General features: G+C 55.2%; 15 protein-coding genes. 13 read left to right on the top strand and 2 right to left on the bottom strand.

The window, feature by feature from the left end:
* Positions 1 to 258: 258 nt before the first annotated feature.
* The 6 genes from MKX51_RS26860 (at position 259) to MKX51_RS26835 (ending at position 11768) form a co-directional block, all read left to right on the top strand.
* Complete coding sequence (locus MKX51_RS26860) at positions 259 to 924, top strand: hypothetical protein (protein WP_340994507.1); 666 nt, start codon at positions 259 to 261, stop codon at positions 922 to 924.
* 2 nt (positions 925 to 926) lie between these two features.
* On the top strand, positions 927 to 5303 hold the full coding sequence (locus tag MKX51_RS26855) for a glycoside hydrolase family 2 TIM barrel-domain containing protein (RefSeq protein WP_340994506.1): 4377 nt from the start codon (positions 927 to 929) through the stop codon (positions 5301 to 5303).
* The gene (locus MKX51_RS26850; RefSeq protein WP_340994505.1) at positions 5300 to 7831 is read left to right on the top strand and encodes a GH36-type glycosyl hydrolase domain-containing protein; all 2532 of its coding nucleotides are present in this window, start codon (positions 5300 to 5302) and stop codon (positions 7829 to 7831) included. The genes MKX51_RS26855 and MKX51_RS26850 overlap by 4 nt, the downstream gene beginning before the upstream one ends.
* A 545-nt stretch (positions 7832 to 8376) precedes the next feature.
* Positions 8377 to 10344 carry a heavy metal translocating P-type ATPase gene (locus tag MKX51_RS26845; protein WP_340937954.1) on the top strand — a complete coding sequence of 656 codons (1968 nt, stop codon included), beginning with the start codon at positions 8377 to 8379 and terminating at the stop codon, positions 10342 to 10344.
* Positions 10345 to 10506: 162 nt separating this feature from the next.
* Positions 10507 to 11448 carry a thioredoxin-disulfide reductase gene (gene trxB, locus MKX51_RS26840; protein ID WP_340937956.1) on the top strand — a complete coding sequence of 314 codons (942 nt, stop codon included), beginning with the start codon at positions 10507 to 10509 and terminating at the stop codon, positions 11446 to 11448.
* Positions 11449 to 11531: 83 nt separating this feature from the next.
* On the top strand, positions 11532 to 11768 hold the full coding sequence (locus MKX51_RS26835) for a glutaredoxin family protein (protein ID WP_036694922.1): 237 nt from the start codon (positions 11532 to 11534) through the stop codon (positions 11766 to 11768).
* Positions 11769 to 11941: 173 nt separating this feature from the next.
* Here the strand turns inward: MKX51_RS26835 and MKX51_RS26830 are convergent, their stop codons facing one another.
* Positions 11942 to 12136, bottom strand: coding sequence for a hypothetical protein (locus MKX51_RS26830; RefSeq protein WP_036694925.1), 195 nt, complete (start codon positions 12134 to 12136; stop codon positions 11942 to 11944).
* 142 nt (positions 12137 to 12278) lie between these two features.
* Positions 12279 to 13439: an ROK family transcriptional regulator gene (locus MKX51_RS26825; protein WP_340994504.1), complete on the bottom strand. Its 1161-nt coding sequence runs from the start codon at positions 13437 to 13439 to the stop codon at positions 12279 to 12281.
* Positions 13440 to 13739: 300 nt separating this feature from the next.
* Here MKX51_RS26825 and xylA point away from each other — a divergent pair, with 300 nt between their 5' ends.
* The 7 genes from xylA (at position 13740) to MKX51_RS26790 (ending at position 25164) form a co-directional block, all read left to right on the top strand.
* Complete coding sequence (gene xylA / locus MKX51_RS26820; protein ID WP_340994503.1) at positions 13740 to 15059, top strand: xylose isomerase; 1320 nt, start codon at positions 13740 to 13742, stop codon at positions 15057 to 15059.
* A gap of 866 nt (positions 15060 to 15925) precedes the next feature.
* Positions 15926 to 17422: a xylulokinase gene (gene xylB / locus MKX51_RS26815; protein WP_340994502.1), complete on the top strand. Its 1497-nt coding sequence runs from the start codon at positions 15926 to 15928 to the stop codon at positions 17420 to 17422.
* Between the two features lie 119 nt (positions 17423 to 17541).
* A complete protein-coding gene (locus tag MKX51_RS26810; protein WP_340994501.1) occupies positions 17542 to 19089 on the top strand; it encodes a response regulator transcription factor in 1548 nt (515 codons plus the stop codon).
* 338 nt (positions 19090 to 19427) lie between these two features.
* Positions 19428 to 21218 (top strand): cache domain-containing sensor histidine kinase, encoded by a 1791-nt coding sequence (locus MKX51_RS26805; protein ID WP_340994500.1) that lies wholly within the window; start codon positions 19428 to 19430, stop codon positions 21216 to 21218.
* A 114-nt stretch (positions 21219 to 21332) separates the two neighbouring features.
* The gene (locus MKX51_RS26800; protein ID WP_081751337.1) at positions 21333 to 22319 is read left to right on the top strand and encodes an ABC transporter permease; all 987 of its coding nucleotides are present in this window, start codon (positions 21333 to 21335) and stop codon (positions 22317 to 22319) included.
* Positions 22320 to 22333: 14 nt separating this feature from the next.
* Positions 22334 to 23233, top strand: coding sequence for a carbohydrate ABC transporter permease (locus MKX51_RS26795; RefSeq protein ID WP_340937964.1), 900 nt, complete (start codon positions 22334 to 22336; stop codon positions 23231 to 23233).
* A 188-nt stretch (positions 23234 to 23421) separates the two neighbouring features.
* Positions 23422 to 25164 (top strand): ABC transporter substrate-binding protein, encoded by a 1743-nt coding sequence (locus MKX51_RS26790; RefSeq protein ID WP_340994499.1) that lies wholly within the window; start codon positions 23422 to 23424, stop codon positions 25162 to 25164.
* Positions 25165 to 25183 lie beyond the last annotated feature (19 nt).

Raw genomic sequence — 25183 nt, 5'->3', positions numbered from 1 at the left:
CCCCAACGCCACCGTTGGCAAGCCTCGATCAGCATCTCATTTTTCTCCCGTAACTAGCCCCTCCTTCATTCCTCAACCATCGCCGGGCCATCTGCATTGCGCTGAGAGTAAGCCGGATTCCGCTGCCGTATCACATGGAGTTTATAGCTCCATTTTCGCATGTCGTTATTATGCTAAAGAAGGGCATGATCGTCAAGGAAGCGGCCCGCCGGATACGTTACTCTAGAAGGGTAGATGACATAAGGTTGGAGGGACACGATGCAGCGTTGTTTATATAGAGCCGAGTGCAGGGAGGATGCTAATCCATCTGCGTTCTGGGATGCACAGACCCAGTTACTGAATGAACGCATGGACAGGCTGGACCTTGAACGGCTGAGTATTTTTCAGGATGGTCAGGAGCTGTTTCTGTACTATGAGTGCACTAGCCGGGAGGTAGGGCCGGAGCAGTTATTTCAGGGTGCGGCAGAGATGCTCAAGGAGTGGCCGGGAGGGGAGAAGCCCCGGTTGTGGGTGCCTATGATGGACATTTTCCATTATCAGCAGCCGGTCTCCACAGAGCATTGGAAGCGCAGTCATGCGGCGGGAACCCCCTACGGAAGAGTGGCGGCACTGAAGCCGGAGCAGGTCGCAAGCTATGTGTATCACCATTATCAGTATCAGGAGGAGCGTCCGGGGGACGGCGACAAATATGGGATTATCGGGCTGCATGAGAACCTGCTGTTCTTTTATTCCGAGCTGCCTGCAACGGTGGAGCCTGCCCCGTACGCCGGGAAGCTTGCCACGAATCTCCGGCCGGAGAACTGGGGTGAGGTGATGGACCCGCATTTCAGGAAATGGAGTGGGATGCAGCCGGATCAGGCCATTTGGAAAAAGCTTGTGCTCGTCCTAGCCATCCCACGCCCCCATACAGGAAAAGGAGAATGAATATGTTACGTACATCCATATGTCTCAATGGCGAGTGGGATTTCATGCCGCTCTATGACCAACCGCGCACTCGCGCCCTTCCGGAGAGATTGCAATACGAGGCCCGTAAAATACAGGTTCCATCGAGCTGGCGCTACAGCTATACTGCACCTTCAGGCAGCAAATTCGGCGAAGTCGCCGACCATAATTTCCAGCCCTTTGATGTATACAGCTACCCGGAGGAATGGAATGCAGCCGAAGCCGGGGTGCTTCACCGCAGCTTTCAGGTGCCGGAGACGATGCTGGAGCAGCGGATTGTACTTCGGTTCGAGGGCATTATGCAAAAAGCGGCAATCTATCTGGACCGCGAGCGGATTGCGCTCTGGGAGGACGGCTTCCTGCCCTTGCGGCTGGATATCACCGCGCTGGTGAAGCCCGGCCGGGAGCAGCATCTGCATGTGGTCTGCGGCAGCTTTGACACGGCGGTGCTTCCCTCCGGGGAGACCAAAATCACCGGACTCTCCGGCTCCTGGTTCGGCAGAATCGCCCGGGGCATCTGGCAGGATGTCTTCCTGGAGGCCTATCCGCCAGTATCGCTGGAGGATCTTACGATCCGCACCTCTGTCCGGCAGGGAAGGCTGGAAGTGGATGCATTGATAAGCGGCACAGAAGACGGTCCCTTACCGGAAGGTCTGCGGGTGCTCCTGCATGTCAGGGAGCGGAAGTCCGGCGTTCTGTCCGCGCTGGCAGAGCCGCCGAATCGGCCGCAGCCGCTGGCTGCCGCTCGTTCGCTGCCCGTCCTTGAAGCGGAAGCAGCAGTAGCGCCCCGCCCTGCGGAGGATGCTGCCGGGCGGCAGTTATGCAGCAATACCGGCAGCCGGGTGTGGGGCGGAGCGGCATTCAACCTGCCCTGGCAGGAGGCTATGCTGTGGAGCCCGGATTCTCCTGTCCTGTATGAGCTGGAGCTTGTGCTTCAATCGGGCGATGTGGTTCTGGACCGCCGGAGCGAGACCTTTGGCTTCCGGGAGTTTTGGTGCGAGGGGCCGCAGTTTATGCTGAACGGGATTCCCGTTAATCTGCGGGGGGACTCCTGGCATTTTCAGGGGGCGGCCCAGCAGACAGAGGACTATATCCGGGGTTGGTACCGGATGTGCCGGCAGGCGGGCATTAATAGCATCCGGCTGCATGCGCAGCCGTATCCCTCCGATTATCTGCGGATTGCCGATGAGGAGGGGATGCTGATTGTCGATGAGACGGCCATCTACGGTTCCAGCAAAAGCATGGATGCCGCCCATCCCGACTTCATAGACAATTGCCGTGCGCATGTGCAGCGGCTGGTGCAGCGGGACAAGAATCACCCCTCGGTCATTCTGTGGAGCGTGCAGAACGAGATGCGCTGGGTGGACGGACGGGATCATTACAAGCAGCATATCCCCGGCCTGATCGGGCTGATGAAGGCGCTGGATGCCACCCGCCCGGTCATGGTGGAAGGGGACAACCGCCTGGTCTCCAGGCAGCAGACCGAGGTGGAGAGCCGTCATTACAATATTGACGGCACGATCGCGCAGTGGGACCGGAAGGTTCCGCTCACCTTCGGCGAGCATGGCGGGTGGTGGTACATCTGTCCGCAGAACAGCAGCATGTACTCGGGAATGGAGGTATATAAGGATTCGGATGCCAGTGCTGCCGGGCTGGCCCACAAGGAGCGGCTGTTCGTGGAATATGCACGGCGGCAGGGCGTCTCAGGCATCTCTACCTTTAACTTTGTCCATTACTTCATGCGGGCGATGCCGGAGCAGGAGCTGAAGCTGCCGCAGGCCGACCTGACCACACCCGGCCCCAAGCCTGCTGTGATTCCGGCCTACTCGCTTTCGCTGAACAACGGGCTGCTGCCGGAGGAGTATCCGGTCTACAGGCCTAATCCTGCTTTTGCCATTATGGCCGCGGCCTTCAAGCCGGTCACGCTGATTGCTGCGGAATACAACCGCTGCTTCTTCGATGATGCGCCGGTCTCCCGCAGCTTCGATGTCTATAACGATACGTTGTCAGCGCAGGAAGTACTGATTGAATGTGAAGTCATGCAGGGCGGGCGCAGGGTGCACAGCGAGACCTTCCACTTCCGGCATGAGCCTGCTGCACGCCAGAGCATCCGGCTGGAGTGGATGCCGGAGGCAGTCCATGGCGAAGGAGCTGGAGCAGGAGAGGGAGCAGGAGCAGGCGCACCAGTAGGTGAAGGAGAAGCCACTCTGTCCGCCCGGCTGTTCCATGGCGGCGAGCTGATGCATGAGCTTGAGGTAAGCTACCGCCTGCTGTCCGGGAGCTGCCGGACAGAGCCGGTAGAGATCGCCCTGTCAGCAGCTTACATCGGCTCTGACCGGGACTTCCAGGCGATTCACGCGCTGGAGCCCGCTCTGGTCCGGGCAGAACCGGAAGCTGTAGATAAGCTTGCGGCCGGAACCCTGCTGATTGTCGGCAGCAAGGTGGAGGATCAGGACGGGTCGCTGGACCGGAGGCTGAGAGGATTCGTGCAGCGTGGAGGCCGGCTGCTGCTGCTGGAGCAGCTTCATCTCTCTCCCGGCAGGCTGCCACTCACCCGCCGGGAATTCATCCGCGCACATAGCGGGGATTACGGGCATCCGGTGCTCCGGGGATTAGGCGCGGAGGACCTGATGTACTGGCATGAGGAGCTGCGCGAGGACGGGCCGCTGCCGATCATCCGGGCGGCGTTCGAGAAGCCGGTGACCGGCGACTTCACCCTGCTGCTGGAATGCAGCGCAGGGGACTTCGGAGACGGCGGCGATCTGTGGTCGCCGCTGCTGGAATACCGCAGCGGTGCGGGCATGCTCCTGGCGAATCAGCTGGAGATCATGGACCATCTCCAGCGGGTTCCCCAGGCGCAGCTGCTGCTGCGCAGCCTGCTGCATTATGCGGGCCGCGCGGCAGCCCCGGCATCTGCCGCCATATCCGGGCCCTCCGCCGCTGCGGCGGCTACCGCACCGGCTACCGCCGCCGGGGCTACCGCCGCCGGGGCTACCGCCGCCGGGGCTACCGCCGCCGGGGCTACCGCCGCCGGGGCTACCGCCGCCGGGGCTACCGCCGCCGCCGCCGTCAAGGCTAGCGCCGCAGCCCGGCACGCCGCGCCGGCTACTGTATCCGCGCCTGCGTCAGCCGCGGCAAAATCCGCTGCGGTCTGGGTCCGCAGCAACAGTCCGGCGGCAGCCTTGCTCGGCAAGCTCCGCCTGAAGGGCCAGAGCCTGGACAGCGCCGCAGGCTTGTCCGGCCTGCCCCCCGGCCTCCTCGTCGTGGAGGCCGCACTGCTGGGCACGCCGGGCGCGGCGGAAGCCGTGCGCCAGGCGGCCCTGGCCGGCGGCAGCGTGCTGGTGCTGCCGGCCGAGCCCGGCGGGCAGGAGGCACTCGCCCGCCTGCTGGACGCTCCCGTGCGCATTGCGCCGCACGGGACGTATCATCTCGCGGCGGACTATGCGCACGCCGCCGTGCAGGGCATCAGCCCGGTCGACCTGTTCGGCTTCGATAAGGTGCATCTCTCGCCCCGGGATGTCGTCAACCGGGAGCTGGCCGCTTACAGGCTGGAGGTGCCGGGCGCTGAGGTGCTGTGCACCAGCGTCGAAGGCACAGCCTGGAAGGACTATTTCGCCGGACAGCATACGGCGGAATACAGCAGGCTGGCGCTGGTCGAGCTGAACCGCAGGAAGGCGGCTGCCCCGGGAGCTTTTGTGATTCGGCAGGCGGCCGGAGCGGGAGAGATCCTCTGCTCGCAGCTGCTCGCCGACCCGGATAGCGACAAGAGTCTCAGGCTCTACACGCGCCTGCTCGGCAATCTCGGAGCCGCTTTTGCCGATGAGTTGCTGCTTCATGACAAGGGAGATGCGCAGTGGGCGGTGGAGGCCGTAATGACACTGTTCTGTCCGCCGCATACCGACTACGAGGCGATGAAGGACTACTATACCGACCCCGAATTCTCTCTGAACAATCTGGGGGAAGGCCTATATGGCTGGATGAAGAAAAAAGAACGGCGCGCAGACGGAACCTTCCTCATCCCCGCACCGGAGGGCCGGCCCCTGTTCCTAAGCTGCTTCGTGCATCTGCCGGAGACGGCGGATGCAACCGAAGCAGCCGCAGGCAGCGGGAAGCCGGGCGGCACAAGAACCGGCAGACTCCGGGTGAACTCGGCCTGCGCTTTTGACATCTATATGAATGGCAGGCTGGTGCCGGAGCCTGAACAAGAGATTACGCTGGCCAGCGGGATCAACCGCCTGATCGCCATCGTCCGGGGAGCGCAGGAGGATATCGCCTTCGGCATGGTTTTCCTGAATACAGACGGCACGTATATGAATGATCTGGAGTTCCGCCTGACAATGGACGAGGTGGAGCCCAAATGAGCAAGATCAAAGGAGAGGAGCAGACCGATATGAACGCCAATGAACCGGTACCATCCGCAGCATCTGCATCATCCACACCACCCGCAGGCCCTTCCGGCCGCGCACAGAGTAACAAGGCTGTAGAACCGCCTTATGGGGTCAGTCTACTTGCGCGTACAAATGAGCTGGATCAGTACTTCACCTTCAACGATGAGGCGAGGGAGGTGGAGTTCAAGCGGCATGATATGCCGACCCCCTGGCTGAACTATTTATCCAACGGCACCTTCCATACCATGCTGTCCCATGCGGGCGGCGGACTATCATTCTATAAGTCTCCGCAGATCTGGCGGATTACCCGCTACCGTTTCTTCCATCTGCCCACCGACCGCTCCGGCCCGTATATTTACTTGCAGGATGCCGGAACAGGCAGCTACTGGTGTCCCACGTATGAGCCGTCCTTCCGGAAGCCGCAGGAGTGGCGGAGCAGCCATGGCATGGGCTATACCCGCTTTGAAGCGCAGGCGGATGAGCTGGCGGCGAAGACGGTTTATTTTGTCGGGCCCTATGAGAATTCCCTGATCTGGAATCTGACGCTGACGAACAATAGCAGCGAGGTCAAGGAGCTGAACGTGTATGCCTACGCCGAGTTTGGGATGATGGAGTTCATGCGCGAACTGCAATGGCAATGCTATAACAAGCATCAGGTCTCGGTGCAGTACCATGACAAGGAAGCACTGATCTACAAATACGGGGTGGAAAATCAGCCCAAGCCGGACGAAACACCGCTCGTCTATATGATGTCCGATGCACCGCTTGCCGGGTATGACGGAGACCGTGAAGAATTCATCGGCAGCTACCGCAGTGAATCCAATCCGGCCGCTATTGAGCAGGGGGGCTGCACTGGATCAACGATTCTGGGAGGCGACCCCTGCGGCGCACTTCAGGTCCGGGTAAGGCTTGCGCCCGGCGAGACCCGCACCGTGAACTTTTTTCTCGGGACAGCCATGAACGAAGCCGAGATTGAACGGGCCATCGATCAATCGCGGGAGGCGGATTTCGTCACCCGTTCCTATGCGGCGCTTCAGGAGAACTGGGAGCATTACCTCAGGGCCTGGAGCTGTGAGCTGCCGGATCAGGATGCGCAGCGTATGCTCAACACCTGGAATCCGTACCAGTCGCAGCGGAATTTCCTTTTCTCGCGCAATATTTCGTACTATGCCACCGGCACCTTCCGGGGCGTAGGCTACCGGGATACCGCTCAGGATATTCTGGCAGTCGTACCGTACGATCCCGAAGCAGCCAAGGATAAAGTCCGCCTGCTCCTGGGGCAGCAGTATCAGGACGGGCATGTGAATCATTACTTTTTCCCGAATGAGGGCTGGGACCCGGTCACCAGCATCCATTCGGATGATCACCTGTGGACGGCGCTGGCCGTATGGGACATTCTTGCCGAGACCGGAGACTGGGCATTCCTGCAGGAAAATATTCCGTTCTATGACGGCGGTGAGGCGCCGCTCTATGATCATTTGAAGCGGGCGGTGGACTTCACCGTCTCCAATCTGGGGCCGAACGGGTTCCCGCTGATGCTGCGCTCGGACTGGAATGATCAGCTCTTCCGGGTATGCCGTGAGGGCAGAGGGGAGAGCATCTGGACAGCGATGCAGTTCGGGACGGTGCTGCTGCGGATGAAGGATCTGGCGGCGGCCTCCGGTTACCCGGAGCATGCGGCGGACTATGACCGGCTCTACGGGGAGCAGAAGTCGCTCGTGAACACGCTGGGCTGGGACGGGCAATGGTTCCGGCGGGCGGTGATGGATGACGGGCGGTATCTGGGTACCGCTGAGCATGAGGAGGCCCAGATCTGGCTTAATGCCCAGACCTGGGCGACCCTGTCCGGGATGGCTGAGCCTGACAAGGGGTTGAAGGCGATGGACAGTGTGCGCGACATTCTCGATACAGAGCTGGGCATCCGAAAACTGCATCCGTCCATCACGAACTTCCCCGATCCCGCCGATCCGTTAACCAACTATAACAAAGGAACCGGGGAGAACGGAGCCGTCTTCTGCCACGCCAATACCTGGGCGATCATTGCGGAATGTATGCTGGGCAGAGGGGACCAGGCGTACAAATATTACCGCCAGCTCATCCCGAACATCGCCATGGAGCAGGCCGGAATCCGGCGCTACAAAGCGGAGCCGTATGTCTATGCCTCGAACCTGTTCGGGCCGGAGTCCGACCGGTTCGGTCTGGCGAATGTATCCTGGTTGACCGGTACGGCCGCGTGGATGTATGTAGCTGCTACGCAATACATTATGGGCATCAAGCCGGTGCTGGCCGGCCTGTCCGTTAACCCGTGCATCCCGTCTTCCTGGGAGGGCTTCTCGGTCACCCGGCGGTTCCGTGGCTGTGAGTATGAGATTACCGTGAAGAACAACAGCCGTGTCTGTTCAGGCGTCCGGGAGATCCGGGTGGACGGCGAACTGCTGGAAGGAACGGTTATCCCCGCATACCCGCACAGACAATCAGTGAAAGTGGAGGTCATATTATAACGGTAGGCTTCCTGTAGAACCAGAGTGTATAAGCAGCATATAAAAGTGTCCCGTGGGCGGCCTCTAGCAGCGCCCGTACGGGGCACTTTTTTGGCGTTCAACGATCAGCCGGTTGAATTATCCAGGAACGGTGCAGCCATGGCCCCACCGCTTGTAATCGCTGGATCAATGAAGTGCATAAATCCCTTTGAATCTCATGAGAGCGGGTACCCGCCTAACCCGAATTCTCTTCATCCGCCCCAGCAATCTGTACTCTTTCTCCAGACCAGCCCTCTTTCCCAAAAAATCAGGCTCATCCCCCGGTTTACATTTGCGGATAGCGTGGTATAGTATAGTTATAAGTTGCGTGAAGGAAATATAGTTGCTCTATTGCAACAATGATTATCATTCTCATTTATCTCTCAGTCATTATCCTCAACTACCATACCCATTCAACATGCTGTCCCGGCGATGCCGGGGCAGCATGTGTCATTTTAAGGGTGTTAATAATGGCTCTCATTCTCAAGTGTGCGCTTAACCAAAACCATTCAGGAAGGTGATTGTTCATGCAAGCAACCTCGAAATCAATGCCCAAATCCATAGCGCGTCAAGGAGGGGCGCAGCAGCCCCGCACTCCGGGACCGCGCCGCTTCGATCCGCTGGCGATGCTCAGCAACTCCGAAATGCAGGCTGCTCTGGGGAGCGGGCTGATTATGCTCATAGCCTGGGCCGTCAGCGGCTGGTCGGAGGTCTTATCCGTAATTCTCTATGTGATCTCTTACACCCTGGGCGGCTGGATGAAGGCGAAGGAAGGCGTGGAGACGCTGGTCAAGGAACGTGACCTGGATGTCAATCTGCTGATGATTGCCGCTGCGCTGGGTGCCGCCTCAATCGGGTACTGGAATGAAGGGGCAATGCTGATCTTCATCTTTGCCCTGAGCGGGGCGCTGGAGAGCTACACCATGGAGCGCAGCAAGAAGGACATCTCCGCCTTGCTGGCCCTCAAGCCTGCCACAGCGGTCCGTATTGAGCAGGGCGCGATGAGTGAGGTAGCTATTGATCAGCTCATGCTGGGAGATCTGCTGCTGATCCGTCCGGGTGAGCTGGTTCCTGCTGACGGCAAGGTATGCCGGGGGGAGTCGTCTGTGAATCAGGCCTCCATCACGGGAGAATCGCTTCCCGTAGACAAAACTGCCGGCAGTGAAGTATTCGCCGGTACTGTTAATGGAGAAGGCCCTCTTTATATAGAAGTGACGAAGACTGCCGAGAATACGCTGTTCGCCAAAATCATCCGCATGGTGGAAGAGGCAGAGAACGAAGTGCCGGATTCGCAGCGTTTTATCAAACGGCTCGAATCCGTGTATGCCCGCATTGTCGTGGCTGCGACAGTCCTGCTGATCACCTTGCCGCCGTTTGTGCTGGACTGGAGCTGGAGCAATACGTTCTACAAGGCCATGGTGTTCCTGGTCGTGGCTTCCCCGTGTGCGCTGGTATCCTCAATCATGCCCGCTATGCTGTCAGCCATCTCCAAGAGCGCCCGCAAAGGCATCCTGTTCAAAGGCGGGGTTCATCTGGAGAATATGGCGCGGACCTCGGTCGTTGCTTTTGACAAAACCGGTACCCTGACGGAAGGCATCCCGCAGGTCACGGACTTCATCGCCGGAGAAGGCTATGTGCGGGAAGAGCTGCTGGCCGTGAGCGCCTCCATTGAGAAGCTGTCGGGGCATCCGCTGGCAGAGGCCATTGTCGCGCTGGCGGAAGCGGAACAGATCGGACTGCGGGATATTGAAGAGAGCCAGTCGGTCACCGGCTGGGGAATTGAAGGCGTCATAGACGGCCAGCTGTGGAGGATCGGCAAGTCGAATCTGCTGGATGAAGCGGAAGGGGAGGCTGCCGGGGCGGATACGGAAGACTGGAAGACTCTGCGCAGCAAGCTCGAACAGGAAGGCAAAACGGTATCGCTGATCCTTGCCGGAGAGACCATCGCCGGAATGATTGCTCTGCAGGACACGGTGCGCCCCCAGGCGGCAGCGGCCGTGCGCAAGCTGCATGATCTGGGGATCAAGGTAGCGATGCTGACCGGTGACCGCGAGGCTACAGCCCGGGTCATTGCGGGTGAGAGCGGCGTCGATCTCGTGTTCGCCGGGCTTTTGCCGGAAGATAAGGTATCACACATCAAGGCGCTGCGGGAGCAATACGGTCATGTCATCATGGTAGGCGACGGGGTGAATGATGCGCCTGCGCTCGCAACCGCAACAGTTGGCATGGGCATGGGGATGAAGGGCAGCGGGGCTGCTCTGGAGATTGCCGATGTGGTGCTGATGAATGACAACATTGAGGAGATTGCCGGGACGATTGCCCTGGCGCGCCGGACGCAGCGGATTGTGAAGCAGAATATGATTTTTGCCGTAACGGTCATTGCCGCCTTGATGATCAGCAACTTTGTGCAGGGGATTGCGCTGCCGTTCGGGGTGGTCGGGCATGAGGGAAGTACGATTCTCGTCATCCTTAACGGCCTGCGTCTTTTGCGTTAACACTTTAGATTGCTTAAAATTGAATTGTTCACAAAAAGGAGCGTTTACAACGGGTCTGGCATATTGACAACTCCCCTTGAGGTGATCATAATAAATACTAGATTATAATTATTTTAAATAAGGAATGGCGTCTTTTCCGTCCATCTCAAGGGGGATATCATCATGTACAAATCAATTATTGTCGGTACTGGACCGGCCGGATTGACAGCTGCTATATATTTGGCCCGGGCGAACCTGAACCCGCTCGTGATCGAAGGTCCGCAGCCAGGCGGACAGCTTACGACTACAACGGAGATCGAGAACTTCCCGGGATTCCCGGAAGGCATTCTGGGTCCCGATCTGATGGATAATATGCGCAAGCAGGCTGAGCGTTTCGGCGCACAGTTCGTGACCGGCTGGGTGAACAGCGTGGAGCTGGGCGACCGTCCGTTCAAGCTGAACGTGGAGGGTATGGGCACACTGATTACGGATACGCTGATTATCTCAACGGGTGCCACAGCTAAGTATCTCGGCATTCCCGGGGAGCAGGATAACATCGGACGCGGGGTCAGCACTTGTGCTACCTGTGACGGATTTTTCTTCCGCGGCAAAGAGATCGTGGTGGTCGGCGGCGGCGATTCCGCGCTTGAAGAAGCGGGCTTCCTGACGCGTTTTGCTTCCAAGGTAACCCTGGTGCACCGCCGTGAAGAGCTGCGGGCCTCGAAGATTATGCAGGACCGTGTCCGCGATAACGCCAAAGTGACCTGGGGATTGAACCGTACCCCTGTTGAAGTGATTGCCGGAGACAAGGGGGTAACCGGTCTGAAGGTGATCAACAACGAGACTGGCGAGGAAGAGTTCATTGAAGCCAGCGGGGTATTCGTGGCGGTTGGCCATCATCCGAATACGTCATTCCTGGGCGGACAGATCACTACAGATGCGAACGGTTATATCGTATCGAATCCCGGAACCTCCGAGACGAACATTCCCGGCGTATTCGCCTGCGGCGACGTGCAGGATACCCGTTACAGACAGGCCATTACGGCGGCAGGCAGCGGCTGTATGGCGGCTATGGATGCCGAGAAATATATCGAGAGTCTGGAGCACAGCGCAGTAATTATGTAAGTCCTGCATTTGGAGAAGCAGGGATTCCGGTGCTACAATAGAGCTCAGAGTCTAATACTTAGATACGAGGAGGAAATCATACTATGGAGAATGTAATTGTGTACACATCGACGAATTGCCCGCATTGCCGTCAGGTGAAAAGCTTCCTGAGCGATAAAGGAGTAGCGTACGAAGAACGCAACATCGAGCAGAATGAAGAGTACGCCCAGCAGGTGTGGGATATGGGCATGAGAGCTGTGCCGATTACGGTGATCGGGGATATGAAGATCGTCGGTATGAACAAGACCAAGTTCGACAAGGCTTTGGCTGCAACAGAATAATAGCCGGCAGTCCTGAAATAAATAGAGCCGCTTCCCGGAGGGAGGCGGCTTTTTGCGTGCGTACGAAGGAAAAACAACATTTAAATCTGCCCGTTGGCCTGCTTCAGCGAATATGAACAATCTTAAATGCTGCTTCTCCACTTGCTTGCGTCATTCCTGTCTGCCTGCAGGCCTCAGGTAAGAGACATGAACATCTGAAAGACAGCATAGACGGCAATGCCGCTGGCGATAAGGAGGAATCCCGATTTCTTCCGCGACTGGAACAGACGCAGGACACCGAGGCTGACGAGCGGAGCAATGATGAGCAGCAGCAGCAGCACCGCGATGAACATCTTCGCCGAAATATCAGACGTATCAACATAAGTCATGGATTCTCTCTCCATTTCAGAAAAAAGGGTGTGGTGACAAATGTCACACAAGTATCCTTATTATATAGGATAGCCACTCCTTTTAGAGCAGGAAATGCAGAAAAAAATGCGGCGATTTTAAGAAATATAAGAGTTTAAGAGTCTATAGAGTGACGCGGATGTTGCCCAGAAAATGCATCACCGCTGAAAAACCCGCTCCAATCATGGTTCCCCGGCTTCCCAGCCTGGAGAAGGTGATTTCAAGCTGCTGCTTGTGGTAGGGGAGGGTACGCTCAGCTACGACCCGGCGCAGCGGCTCGCCGAGCCATGGCTCCGCCTCCGATAGAGCGCCGCCGATCACGATCAGCTCAGGGTTGAAGCTGTTGATCAGATTGGTCACTCCGATCCCCAGATACTCGCCGATGGAGTTGAAATGGCTTAGCGTATCGGGCTGCCCCTCAAGCGCATACTTGACCAGTCCGGTCGTTGTGCGGGCCGGGAGGGCGAGGCCGGAGTTATCATAGGTTTTCTCGGAGGCGTACAGCTCCCAGCAGCCCCGGCTGCCGCAGCTGCACGGCTTGCCTTCCGCTTCAATCGTCATATGTCCAGTCTCACCCGCATAACCGCGCGCGCCCTTATACAATTCTCCGCCGATAATAATCCCCGACCCGATCCCCGAGCCGGCGCTGATATACAGCAGATGGCGCACATCACGCGCCGCCCCGAAGTTCAGCTCACCCTGGGCGCCTGCATTGGCCTCATTATCAATGGTGACCGGCACCGCGAAGGCGCTTTCCAGAATCGAACGCAGGTCTACCATCTCCCAGCCCAGGTTGGGCGCGAACAGGACAACGCCTTGCTCATCGACCATTCCCGGGACGCCGACACCAATGCCGACGAGTCCGTAAGGAGAAGGCGGAGCCGTAGCGATCAGCTCCGAGATCATCTGCTGCATCTGCCCGAGCACATAAGGAAAGTCGTGGTTCTCCAGCACACTGTCCCGTTCATGAAGAATGCCGCCCCCCAGGTTGCAGAGTACGGCCTTCAGCTGTTTCACGCGCAGCTCGATCCCGATCACACTTCCCGCCATTTCGTTAAAATGCAGCATCAGCGGCTTACGCCCGCCGCTGGATTCTCCGGGTCCGGCCTCAGTAACCAGCGACTGCCCGCATAGCTCGGCTACCAGATTGGAGACGGTAGCTTTATTCAGGCCTGTCACCTCGGATACCTTGGCCCGCGAGATGGGGGAATGCATACGGATGGTATGTAAAATAATCGATTTGTTTATTTTTTTGACCAGCGCCTGATCACCGGTAACTTTCAAGCAGCACACTTCCTTTTACAATATAAGAATTTATCAGAATAGAACCGACAGATTACGGGGCCCTTGCACAGACGGGAAGAGGGTAGCTGTGAAGCCGCTCTCCGCTGCGCGGGTATGCCCCCTAGTCTAGAATGAAGAGCGTAAAAATGCAACTATATCCGTTGGATCAGGACGATCCCGCGGCGGGAAATATAAAAATAAAAAAACTTTGTTTAACCAATATACAAAGTCAAAGAGATGTGTTAAGATGATGCTGTAAACGCTTGCGGGCGAAGCAAAATATCGAGGAGGATTTTACAAATGGCTTATTTTGAAACAGTGAGCAAGGTCTCTTACGAGGGAAGCCGTTCCACCAACCCTTATGCATTCAAATTCTACAATCCTACAGAAATCGTAGCCGGCAAAACAATGGAAGAACACCTGAAATTTGCAATGGCTTACTGGCATACATTAACAGCTGGCGGTTCCGACCCGTTCGGCGCTGAAACTGCAGTCCGCGCTTGGGACAAACTGAGCACACTGGACAAGGCTAAGGCCCGTGCAGAAGCAGCATTCGAATTCATGGAGAAGATGGACCTGCAGTACTACTGCTTCCATGATGTGGACATCGCTCCTGAAGGCGCGTCCCTGCGTGAATTCTACAGCAACATCGATACCATCGTAGACATCCTTGAACAAGGCATGAAGGCTTCCGGCAAAAAACTGCTGTGGAACACTGCCAACATGTTCACCAACCCGCGCTACATGCACGGTGCAGGCTCCACCTGCAACGCTGACGTATTCGCACACGCTGCTGCACAAGTGAAGAAGGGTCTGGAAGTGGGTAAACGTCTGGGCGCTGACAACTATGTATTCTGGGGCGGCCGTGAAGGTTATGAGACACTGCTGAACACCAATATGCAGCTGGAGCAGGACAACATTGCCCGCCTGTTCACCATGGCTGTTGATTATGCGAAGGAAATCGGCTTCGACGGCCAGTTCCTGATCGAGCCTAAGCCGAAAGAGCCTACCAAGCACCAGTATGACTTCGATGCAGCAACTTGCATCGCCTTCCTGCAGAAGTACAACCTGGATAAGCACTTCAAGCTGAACCTTGAAGCTAACCATGCTACACTGGCTGGCCACACGTTCGAGCACGAGCTGCATGTAGCCCGTATCAACGGCATGCTGGGATCACTGGATGCGAACCAGGGCGATCCATTGCTCGGCTGGGATACAGATGAATTCCCTGCAAGCATCTATGATGCTACACTGACTCTCTATGAAGTACTGAAGAACGATGGTCTGGGCAAAGGCGGAATCAACTTTGACTCCAAAGTACGCCGTCCTTCCTTCGAGCCTGAGGATCTGTTCCTGGCACACATCTCCGGTATGGACGTATACGCTAAGGGCCTGAAGGTAGCTGCCAAGCTGCTTGAAGACGGCGTATTCGAGAACTTCATCGCTGAGCGTTACAGCAGCTTCAACGAAGGCGTTGGCGCTGACATCGTATCCGGCAAAGCGACACTTGCTTCGCTGGCTGACTACGCGCTGAACAACGAGAGCCCGCGTCCGAACAAATCCGGACGTCAGGAACTGCTGAGAGCTACACTTAACCAGTACATCCTGACTGCTGAGTAAGACGCTGCCGGATTTGCGGGATTGCCCGCAGATTCATTAGAGCATACACGCAACGGGGGTTGCTGAAGAGAGCATTCTTCGGCAGCCCCTTTTTAATACGGAATAGCGGGGTTACTTGAGGAGCAGGGATGTGTGAGTGTATTTTGTGCAATAGAATGCCCTGCTTTCGCTGGAAAATAGCATTCTGCTGTATTTCGTACAATAGATGTTTGAGGATGACGTTCAGAACAGCCTTTTCAAGGAATTCTAGTGTACAAAATGCAATAGCTCATGATTTTCGGCTGATTTAAGTGGAATCTATTGCAGGAAATACAATCGACTTAGCCGGACCCTTATGTGGAGGCGCTTGTTATAAGGTGAAGCATCATCTATTCACAGATTAGGGTTGTTGGTTTAAATACCTCTTTGGTAAACCGCTTACTGAGGGGTTGCAGCGTTCCGATTATCGTAGCTGTCCATACGTGGTAGGCTTAATTGTACTTTGTACAACTAAAACGTCTGGTTTTCTACCTATTGTCCGTTTAGTTGTAATTCGTACAATTAAAATCCCCGCGTTCCCTGGTTTTCAGCATTTGGGGCAGATTTAGTTGTACAGACTACAGCTAGAAGAGGCAAACCTTCCTTTTCGCTGTTTTTAAGTGTACATTATGCAACTATCGTTGCATGTTCACTTGGAACCACAATCCATAAATAGCTGTACGGCTGAACTGAATTCACTTCTATAGTTCTGAGGTTGTACCAGTTATATTGCGGAGATGTTCCAAGAGAAGTAATGCTTCATATAACTAAGCAGATGCTTACGAAGCGAGTTTTGCTTGATGTGACTACAGGAAGCAGAAGCTCGCAAAACTTTTAGGAGGCTAACTATGAAATATGTAATCGGTGTCGATCTTGGAACCAGCGCGGTAAAGACTGTACTGGTAGATCCCCAGGGCAAGGTGGCTTTCGAGCACTCTGAAGCGTATCCGCTCAGCAGACCCCAGCCGAACTGGAGTGAGCAGAACCCGGAGGATTGGGTGAAGGGAACCATCGCCAGCCTGAAGCGTCTGATGGAAGTATCGGGTGCAGAGCCTGCACAGATCGACGGCATCAGCTTCTCCGGCCAGATGCACGGGCTTGTGCTTGTTGACAGTGAAGGCAAGGCGCTGCGTCCCGCCATTCTATGGAATGATACGCGTACGACTGCGGAATGCCGTAAGATTGAGAAGAAGCTCGGCAGCAAGCTGATCGATATCGCCCGCAACCGCGCGCTCGAAGGCTTCACGCTTCCGAAGATTCTGTGGGTCCAGGAGCATGAGCCTGAGGTGCTCGCGAAGGCTGCATTGTTCCTGCTGCCGAAGGATTATGTGCGCTACCACCTGACAGGTGACTACGCCATGGACTACTCCGATGCAGCCGGAACCCTGCTGCTCGACGTAGGAGCGAAGCAGTGGAGTGCGGAGATTGCCGGAGCGTTCGATCTGCCGGTCTCTCTCTGCCCGAGACTCGTGGAATCCTTCAAGCAGACCGGAACCCTGCTTCCGGCGGTGGCCGAAGCCTCCGGTCTGCTTCCTACCACCAAGGTGTTCGCCGGCGGGGCAGACAATGCTTGCGGCGCACTGGGTGCCGGCATTCTGGGTGAAGGCCGGACGATGTGCAGCATCGGCACTTCCGGTGTGGTATTGTCCTACGAGAGTAACAAGGATCTTAACCTCGAAGGCAAAGTGCATTTCTTCAACCACAGTGAGAAGGATGCCTTCTATATTATGGGTGTTACCTTGGCAGCAGGACACAGCCTGACCTGGTTCAAGGAGACCTTTGCAGCAGACAAGAGCTTCGACGAATTACTGCGGGGAGTGAACGAAATCCCGGCTGGCAGCAGCGGTCTCTTGTTCACCCCGTACATCAGCGGGGAACGTACACCGCACCCGGATGCGAGCATCCGCGGCAGCTTCATCGGTATGGATTCCGGACATACCCTGTCCCACTTTACCCGGGCTGTGCTGGAAGGCATCACGTTCTCGCTGCGTGAATCGATTGAGATTGTGCGTGAATCCGGCAAAGAGATTACCGAGGTCGTGGCGATCGGCGGCGGTGCGAAGAATGAAGCCTGGCTGCAGATGCAGGCTGATATCTTCGGCGCTACGATCATCAAGCTGGAGAGCGAGCAGGGTCCGGCTATGGGCGCAGCTATGCTGGCAGCCTATGGCGCAGGCTGGTTCGAGTCCCTGGGTGAATGTGCGGAAGCCTTCATCCGTCCGGCAGAGACCTATACTCCTAACGCAGAGCAGGCGGCACTATATGACGGGATCTTCGCTTTGTACCAGGATGTATACGGACAGACCCGCGGGCTGAATGAGAAGCTGGCCTCTTACCGCAAATAGAATATCCGCATGGAATGACTGCCATCCTGTATAGGGTGGCAGCTTGTTTTCTTTATACGCGTTATGGTATAAGCTTTGCTGTAGAATCTGTTATAAGCTCTGTGAAGGGAGGCACCCTATTGATCAAAGTACTGATTGTGGATGATGAGCCCAAGCTGAGGGAAGGGATGCGCACCTTGATTCCCTGGGAGGAAGAGGGGTATACCGTGGTGGCGACAGCGGCTAACGGTTATGAAGCGCTGGACAAATTCCGTGAGCTGGACCCTGGACTTGTAATTGCAGATATTCGTATGCCGGGGATGAGCGGGCTGGAATTGATTGCTGAGCTGCGCAAGGAGAATCCGGGCTGCCATGTGCTGATTCTGAGCGGCTATGCCGATTTTGAATATGCGAAGCAGGCTATTTCCTATCATATTGACGGATATTTACTCAAGCCGGTGGATGAGGAGGAGCTGATCAGCTATCTGCAGGAGCTGCGGGAGAAGATCAGCCTGGAAGAACGGATCAACGAATGGCAGGCTCTGGAGCCGGCAAGAACCACCGAGGTGCTGGTGCGGGAGCTGCTGCAGTCGAAGGAAGCCGGAGAGGCGGCTGCCGAGTTGGGCCTGGGGGACAGCAGCTGCGAAGTAGTGCTGCTGGAATTGAAAGGGCTTAACAAGGGGGAGGATGCCCGCGAAGAGTCGGTGAAGGGGCTGATGGAGCGGCATTGGCAGGAGCAGGAGGAGCGCGGTTTCTTCTTCACCCTCCCCCCGTATATGGGAATTCTGCTGAAGGAGCCGCTCGGGGATGAACGCGCCCGGGAGGCGCTCTGGCAGGAGCTGCACTACCTGATCTCGAAGGAGGGGCTGGAGTTCGTGGCCGCAACGGGCGGAGCGGCTGTACGGCCGGAGGAGGCCGGAGAGTCCTTCGGGGCTGCGCGCGCCCGGCTGGAGGATGCCTTCTTCGGGCAGAAGAACACACTGCTCTGTGGAATGCCGGACCTGTGGGAGGAGTCTGCACAAGGCGCGGTTGAACCGGAGGAGGAGCTGGACCCCGAGCGTGATATCGAGGTGCAGCTGCTGCTGGCAGTAGAGGCTGGCAGTAGCGAGGTGGCCAGGGAGCTTACGCTGCAGATTATCCGCCAGCTGGTGCATACCCAGCGGGACGAGACTTATATCAAGGACCAGCTGCTGCGGATTGTCAGCAGCACGATTGCCCGGCTGGAGGCGGCGAGTCCCGAGCTGCGCCCGCTGATTGCCGGACAAGCCTCGCCGATGGGCGAGGTCTACAGCAGCAGGTATCTGCATGATGCAGAGCGGCTGGTGTCGGGCTATATGGAGCAGCTCTCCAGGCTGACGGGCAGCGGAAGCGGACGCGGTGATGAGATTAAGCGGATCACGGATCTGATCCAGCGGCGGTATAAGGAGAATTTGAAGCTGGGCACACTTGCGGAGATTTTTAACTACAATAGCGCCTACTTGGGTAAAATGTTCAAGAACCAGGTGGGTGAGCACTTTAACACCTATCTGGATAAGGTGCGGATCGAGAAGGCCAAGCAGCTGCTGACCCAGGGCATGAAGGTCTATGAGGTGGCGGAGCAGGTGGGATACATGAATTCCGATTATTTCAATGCCAAATTCCGCAAATATGTCGGCGTCTCCCCAAGCGCCTACCGCAAGGAGAACTAAATATAAAGCAATTAATTAACGAAAAGCAAAAAGAAGCGGAGGGGAAATTTGGAACTGTAGGAGCGTTAGCGACCGCCTTTGTCTCCGGATGTTATCTGCTGCAAGCAATATAATTAACAACATCTGGAGACAACAGCGGCCGGAAGTCCAAATGTTCACCGCAGTGACGACCAAGCTTAGAGTTCAAATCTTTTAGTGGGCCTTATTTAGACCAGCGTCAAGCTTGCAGAAAATCAGGTATGAGGCTTATGATATACAGGCTGTTCCCCTTCTTGCAAAAGACCGGGAGCAGCCTGTTTGTATAGAGAGGGGAGATTGATATCAAGAAGCTGGTGCGGATGGTCAATAACATGAAGCTGAAATACAAGCTGATCTTCTTTTATATCATAGTGGTGATGATTCCCGTGCTGATTGCAGGGGTAATTCTGACGAATTATTTTCGGGAAGGGGCCTTGAACAGAGCGATAGATCAGGCCACCAACAACGTGGAAAAGATCAAAAGCCAGTTGTACAGCAAGCTGCGTGTCCCTACAGATATTTCGAATCTGCTCTATTTCGATGAGGATCTGGAGCGGCTGGTCAATACGCATTATCCGAGTATCCTGGAGCTGACCAAGGCTTATCTGAATTATACCGACCTCAAGGAATATGTGCTGCGGTACCGGGAAATCTCCAATATCCGCTTTTTCATCGATAATCCCACACTGGTGGATGATATGTCCATCGCGCCGGTAACGCCGGAGATCCGTACGAGAAACTGGTATACACAAGCTATGCAGAACAATCAGATCTACTGGATGTATATCCACGACAAGGACCCTTATATCAACAGCCCCAAAGGGACCATCAACAAGCTGAGCCTGGTCCGCCAGGTGCCCTACCCTGAATACAGCAAGTCGGGAGTGCTGATGGTGCAGGTGAATCAGGATGAGCTGAACCAGATGCTGCACCAGGAGCCGTTCGAGACCATCATTGTCGATGAGCAGGGCTATATTGTGTCCGCCAAAAACCCGCAGCTGGTAGGCAGCACGGTGGATACTTTTGACATAGGGATAAATGTGCAGTCGCAATCCAAAGGTGTGTTCATGACCCAGGTGAAGGATAAGGATTCCTACGTCATGATTGATGAGATGATCCCTGAGCTGAGTGTCAGCAAGCTGAAGATCATTTCCGTATTTGAGACCAAAAGCATTCTGAGCGATGCCAACAAGGTGAGTCAGCTGGGTCTGTTTATCGTAATCGGGGTGCTGCTGGTTGCGCTTGTACTGGTCTATACTATCTCGTTGCTGACGAGCAACCGGCTGCTGCGGCTGAGCCGCCAGCTCAATCAAGTGGCCCTCGGGAACCTGAACGTCGTCTCCCACATTGACGGAACAGATGAGATCGGCCAGCTGTCGCGCCAGTTCAACTACATGGTAGCCAGCATCAACCAGCTGATTACCCAGGTGATAGAGAGCAATGAGAAGAACAGCACGCTGGAGATTGCGCAGCGGGAGATTAAGCTGAAGATGATGGCCAGCCAGATTCATCCGCATTTTCTGTTCAACGCACTGGAGTCGATCCGGATGAACGCCCATCTGCGGGGAGAGAAGGAGATCGCCAATATAGTCAGGCTACTGGGCAAGCTGATGCGCAAGAATCTGGAAGTAGGCCGGGAGAGAGCGCCGATCAAGGAAGAGATTGAGATGATCCGCTCCTATCTGGAGATTCAGAAGTTCCGGTACGAGGACAGGCTGGAGTATGAGATTACCTTCGATCCCGCCGCCGCTGAGGTGATGATCCCGCCGCTGATTATCCAGCCGCTGGTGGAGAATTCTGTCGTTCACGGTCTGGAGAACAAGGAAGGCACGGTGCATGTCAGCATCGCCATTACCCTCAGGGAGAATCAGGAGATTCAGGTGATTGTAATGGATGACGGGATCGGCATGAAGGAAGGACGGCTGTCCGAGATTATGGAGGTCATCACCAAGGCGGAGGAAGAAGAGCAGGGCCGGATCGGGCTGCGCAATGTGCAGCAGAGACTGACCCTGTATTACGGAGCAGAGCATGGGCTGAACATCTCCAGCCGGGAGGGAGAGGGGACCCGGATTACATTTTCAATCCCTAAGGGCAGTGATTTGAAGGCTTAAGGGGATACAGGCGGGGAGAATGTCTAATTTCTATAGGTTTTTACGTGAAATCTGTTGGGTATTCTCGCCCCCGGCGCTGGGATAAGATAAAGCTATCAAAGCGAAGGGGGAATAATGATCGTGAAAGCGCTCACTGAAAGCGGTGTTACAGCAAATGAAAGCGTAACCCCCCGCCCACCTGCGAAACGGAATAGTGGATTTTGGAAAAGCGTACTCCAGCAAAAGTACTTATACCTGATGTCCCTTCCATTCGTAATCTGGGTATTTATATTCAGCTATGTGCCCATATGGGGATGGCTAATGGCCTTCCAGAATTATAAGCCAGTCAGGTCGTTCAGCGAGCAGAAATGGGTCGGACTGGACAACTTCAGGGAGCTGTTCCAGGATGAACGCTTCTACCTCGTATTAAGAAATACACTGGCGATGAGCATGCTGGGACTGATCTTCGGCTTCGTGGTTCCTATCCTGTTCGCCGTGATGCTCAATGAGCTGCGCGGCAACGTCTTCAAGAGATCGGTCCAGACGATATCTTACCTGCCCCACTTTGTATCCTGGGTCGTTGTAGGCGGGATTGTCTACAAGACGCTTGCAATTGACGGGGGGATCGTGAATGATCTGCTGCTCTGGATGAATGTGATTGATGAGCCGATTCAGTTCATGGCCAAAGGGAAATACTTCTGGGGAGTCTTAACGGCTGCTGACATCTGGAAGGAAACGGGCTGGAACGCGATCATCTATCTGGCAGCGATTACAGGCATTGATAAAGAGCTGTATGAAGCGGCCAAAGTGGACGGTGCAGGACGGGTTAAGCAGATGTTCAATATTACGCTGCCGGGTATCCGCACAACGGTGATGGTGCTGCTGATTATGAATATCGGCCATCTGGTCGGCATCGGCTTCGAGAAGCAATTCCAGCTGCAGAACAATATGGTTACCGATTATTCGGAAGTGCTGGATTTGTATGCGCTTAAATACGGGATACAGATTGGACGGTTCTCCTACGGCACGGCGATAAGCATGTTTACCTCTGTAGTGAGTGTCATCCTGCTGTTTACCGCCAACGGTCTGATGAAGAAATTTGCCAAAGAAAGCATTATGTAAGGAGGGGATCATCCATGAGCAGCAAAGCTTTTCAAATGTCAAAAGGTGAACGTATTTTCGATATTTTTCTCTACATCGCTCTAATTCTGATTATGATTGTGACGTTATATCCCTTTCTGAACGTGCTGGCGATTTCCTTCAATGAATCTACAGATACAGTCCGGGGCGGCATCTATATCTTCCCGCGGGTCTGGACTCTGGAGAATTACCAGCGGATCTTCAGCTATACGGGCCTGATTCAAGGCTTCAAAATATCGATTCTGCGTACCCTTTCCGGTACTCTTCTGGGGCTGATCAGTGCTTCCATGCTGGCCTTTACGCTCAGCCGTCCGGAGTTCAGAGCCAGAAGATTCGTCTCGGTATTCCTGGCCCTGACCATGTACTTCTCCGGCGGTATGGTGCCGATGTACATTCTCATGAAGGACCTGAATCTGATCGGAACGTTCTGGATCTACATCCTGCCGGGTATGGTATCCGCGTTCAACGTCTTCATTATCCGCTCCTTCATGGACGGGCTGCCGTTTGCTCTGCAGGAATCCGCCAAGCTGGACGGCGCGAATGACTTTATGATTTTCTACAAAATCATTCTTCCGCTCTGTAAGCCGGTGCTGGCTACCATCGCCTTGTTCCTGGCCGTGGGGCAATGGAATGAGTGGTTCACCACTTATCTCTACAACGGCAACAAGCCGCATCTGACTACGCTGCAGTTCGAGCTGATGAAGGTCCTGTCTTCGACCAATCAGGGCAGCGGCATGGCAAATGCGAATGATATGGCCAGACAGATGGCGCAGATTTCACCGGAGTCGATCAAGATGGCGATTACGATTGTCGTAACCGTGCCGATTCTCGTGGTATATCCGTTCCTGCAAAAGTATTTTGTCGGAGGTATGACGCTGGGTGCAGTCAAGGCTTAAGCCTTCATTCCTCAGGGCAGGAGAAGCTGCCGGGTTCAGTGCAGAACCTGGCAGCCAACCCGCTTAAGCCAAGTGTTAATTTATGGAAATTTATATTTGTGGTAGTTTTGCAAGCGTTCACAATGGTATATTCAGGTCTCACCTGATATGCATAAAGGCAACATATTAAGATACAAGGGGGATACACAATGAACCGCAAGAGTACCAAGACGATCTTCACACTCCTGCTGATGAGCTCGATGCTGATCGCCGGTTGTGGAGCGAACGGCAATAATGCAGCCAACAATACGACGCCTAACAACTCAGGAACTACACCTGATGCTACTGCAGCAGCAGATGATACGGCTCTAGATACCTCACCGGCTACCTTCACCTTCTTCGGAGCGGATGCCAGCCCTAACTGGAACAAGATGCAGGATGATGTCGGTAAAGCTATTACGGAAAAGACAGGCGTCACCCTTGAAGCTGAATTCGATGTAGGCAGCGGCGGCGGCGACCAGAAGATTGCGATGATGGCGGCGAGCGGCGACGTTCCTGATATTATTTTCGCTAAAGGAAGTCTAAGTACCCTGGTGGATGCCGGTCTAATCCTTGATATGACAGACCTGATTGACAAATATGGCCCCAACCTCAAGAAAGTCTACGGCGAGAATATGAACCGTCTGAAGTACAGCCTGGACGACCAGAGTATCTATCAGATTCCTACGAATATGGGTGTCGGCCAGAAATCCTTCGATGCCACAGGCGGATTTGAAATCCAGCATCGTGTACTCAAAGAGCTTGGCTATCCGAAAGTGCGGACTGTAGCTGATTTTGAAAAGGTGCTTAAGGATTATGTCGCTCTGCATCCGGAAACCGATGGACAGCCTACCATTCCGCTGACGCTGAACGCCGATGACTGGAAGATTATGATCACCGTGACGAACCCGGCCTTCACTACAACCGGCGCACCGGATGATGGTGAATATTATGTGGACCCTGAGACCTTCGAAGCGAAGCTCCACTACAAACGCGCCGAAGAAAAGGAATATTTCCGCTGGCTGAACGGTATGTACAATCAAGGCCTGCTCGACAAGGATACCTTCGTACAAAAGGATGACCAATACAAAGCGAAAGTGGCCAGCGGCCGTGTGCTCGGTCTGATCTCCCAGGAATGGGAATACTCCGACGGTGAGAATGCCCTGAAAGCTGCCGGCAAAGATGAGTACACCTATGGACACTTCCCTGTAACCCTGACCGAAGAGTATAAGGATCATTCCTTCATGCAGACCGGTATCGACGGCTACGGGATTGCAATCACTACGGCTGCCAAAGATCCTGAGCGGATCATCAAATGGCTGGACTGGATGTCCTCCGATGAAGGCCAGATCCTGAGAACCTGGGGGATTAAAGACAAGCACTATACTGTGGATGCGAATGGCAAGCGCGAGGTTCTGCCTGAGATCCGTGACGGCTTAGCCAATGATACCGCGAACACTCAAAAAACAACCGGGATCGGCCAGTACCTGATCTTCGGTGCACGGTATGGCGACGGGGTGAAGGATTCAACAGACAACTACTACACCACAAGCTTCCCTGAGCAGATTGTTGCTTCGTACTCAGAAGCTGAGAAGGAATCCCTTGCCGGATATAAGGCGACTACCTGGAAGGACCTGTTCCCGAAAGAGGATGAATTCCCTGTAAAAGAAACAGGCGCCCTGTACAACCTGCCGGTTCCGACAGACGGTAAATATCAGGTCATCTTCAAAAAGACCCAGGATATCGTACGTAAACGTATCCCGGAAGCGATTCTGTCCAAACCGGCTGACTTCGATAAAGTCTATGACGCCTTCCTGGCTGAACTGGATAAAGCCGGCGCTCAGGATATGGAAAAAGAATTCACTGAGCTTGTGAAGAAGAGAGTATCCCTGTGGACAGGCAAAAATCTGTAAATCCTAATAAGATGTAGCA

The sequence above is a fragment of the Paenibacillus sp. FSL M7-0420 genome (genome assembly GCF_038002345.1).
Taxonomy (GTDB): Bacteria; Bacillota; Bacilli; order Paenibacillales; family Paenibacillaceae; genus Paenibacillus_AQ.
This window is presented reverse-complemented; position numbering and strand designations above follow the sequence as displayed.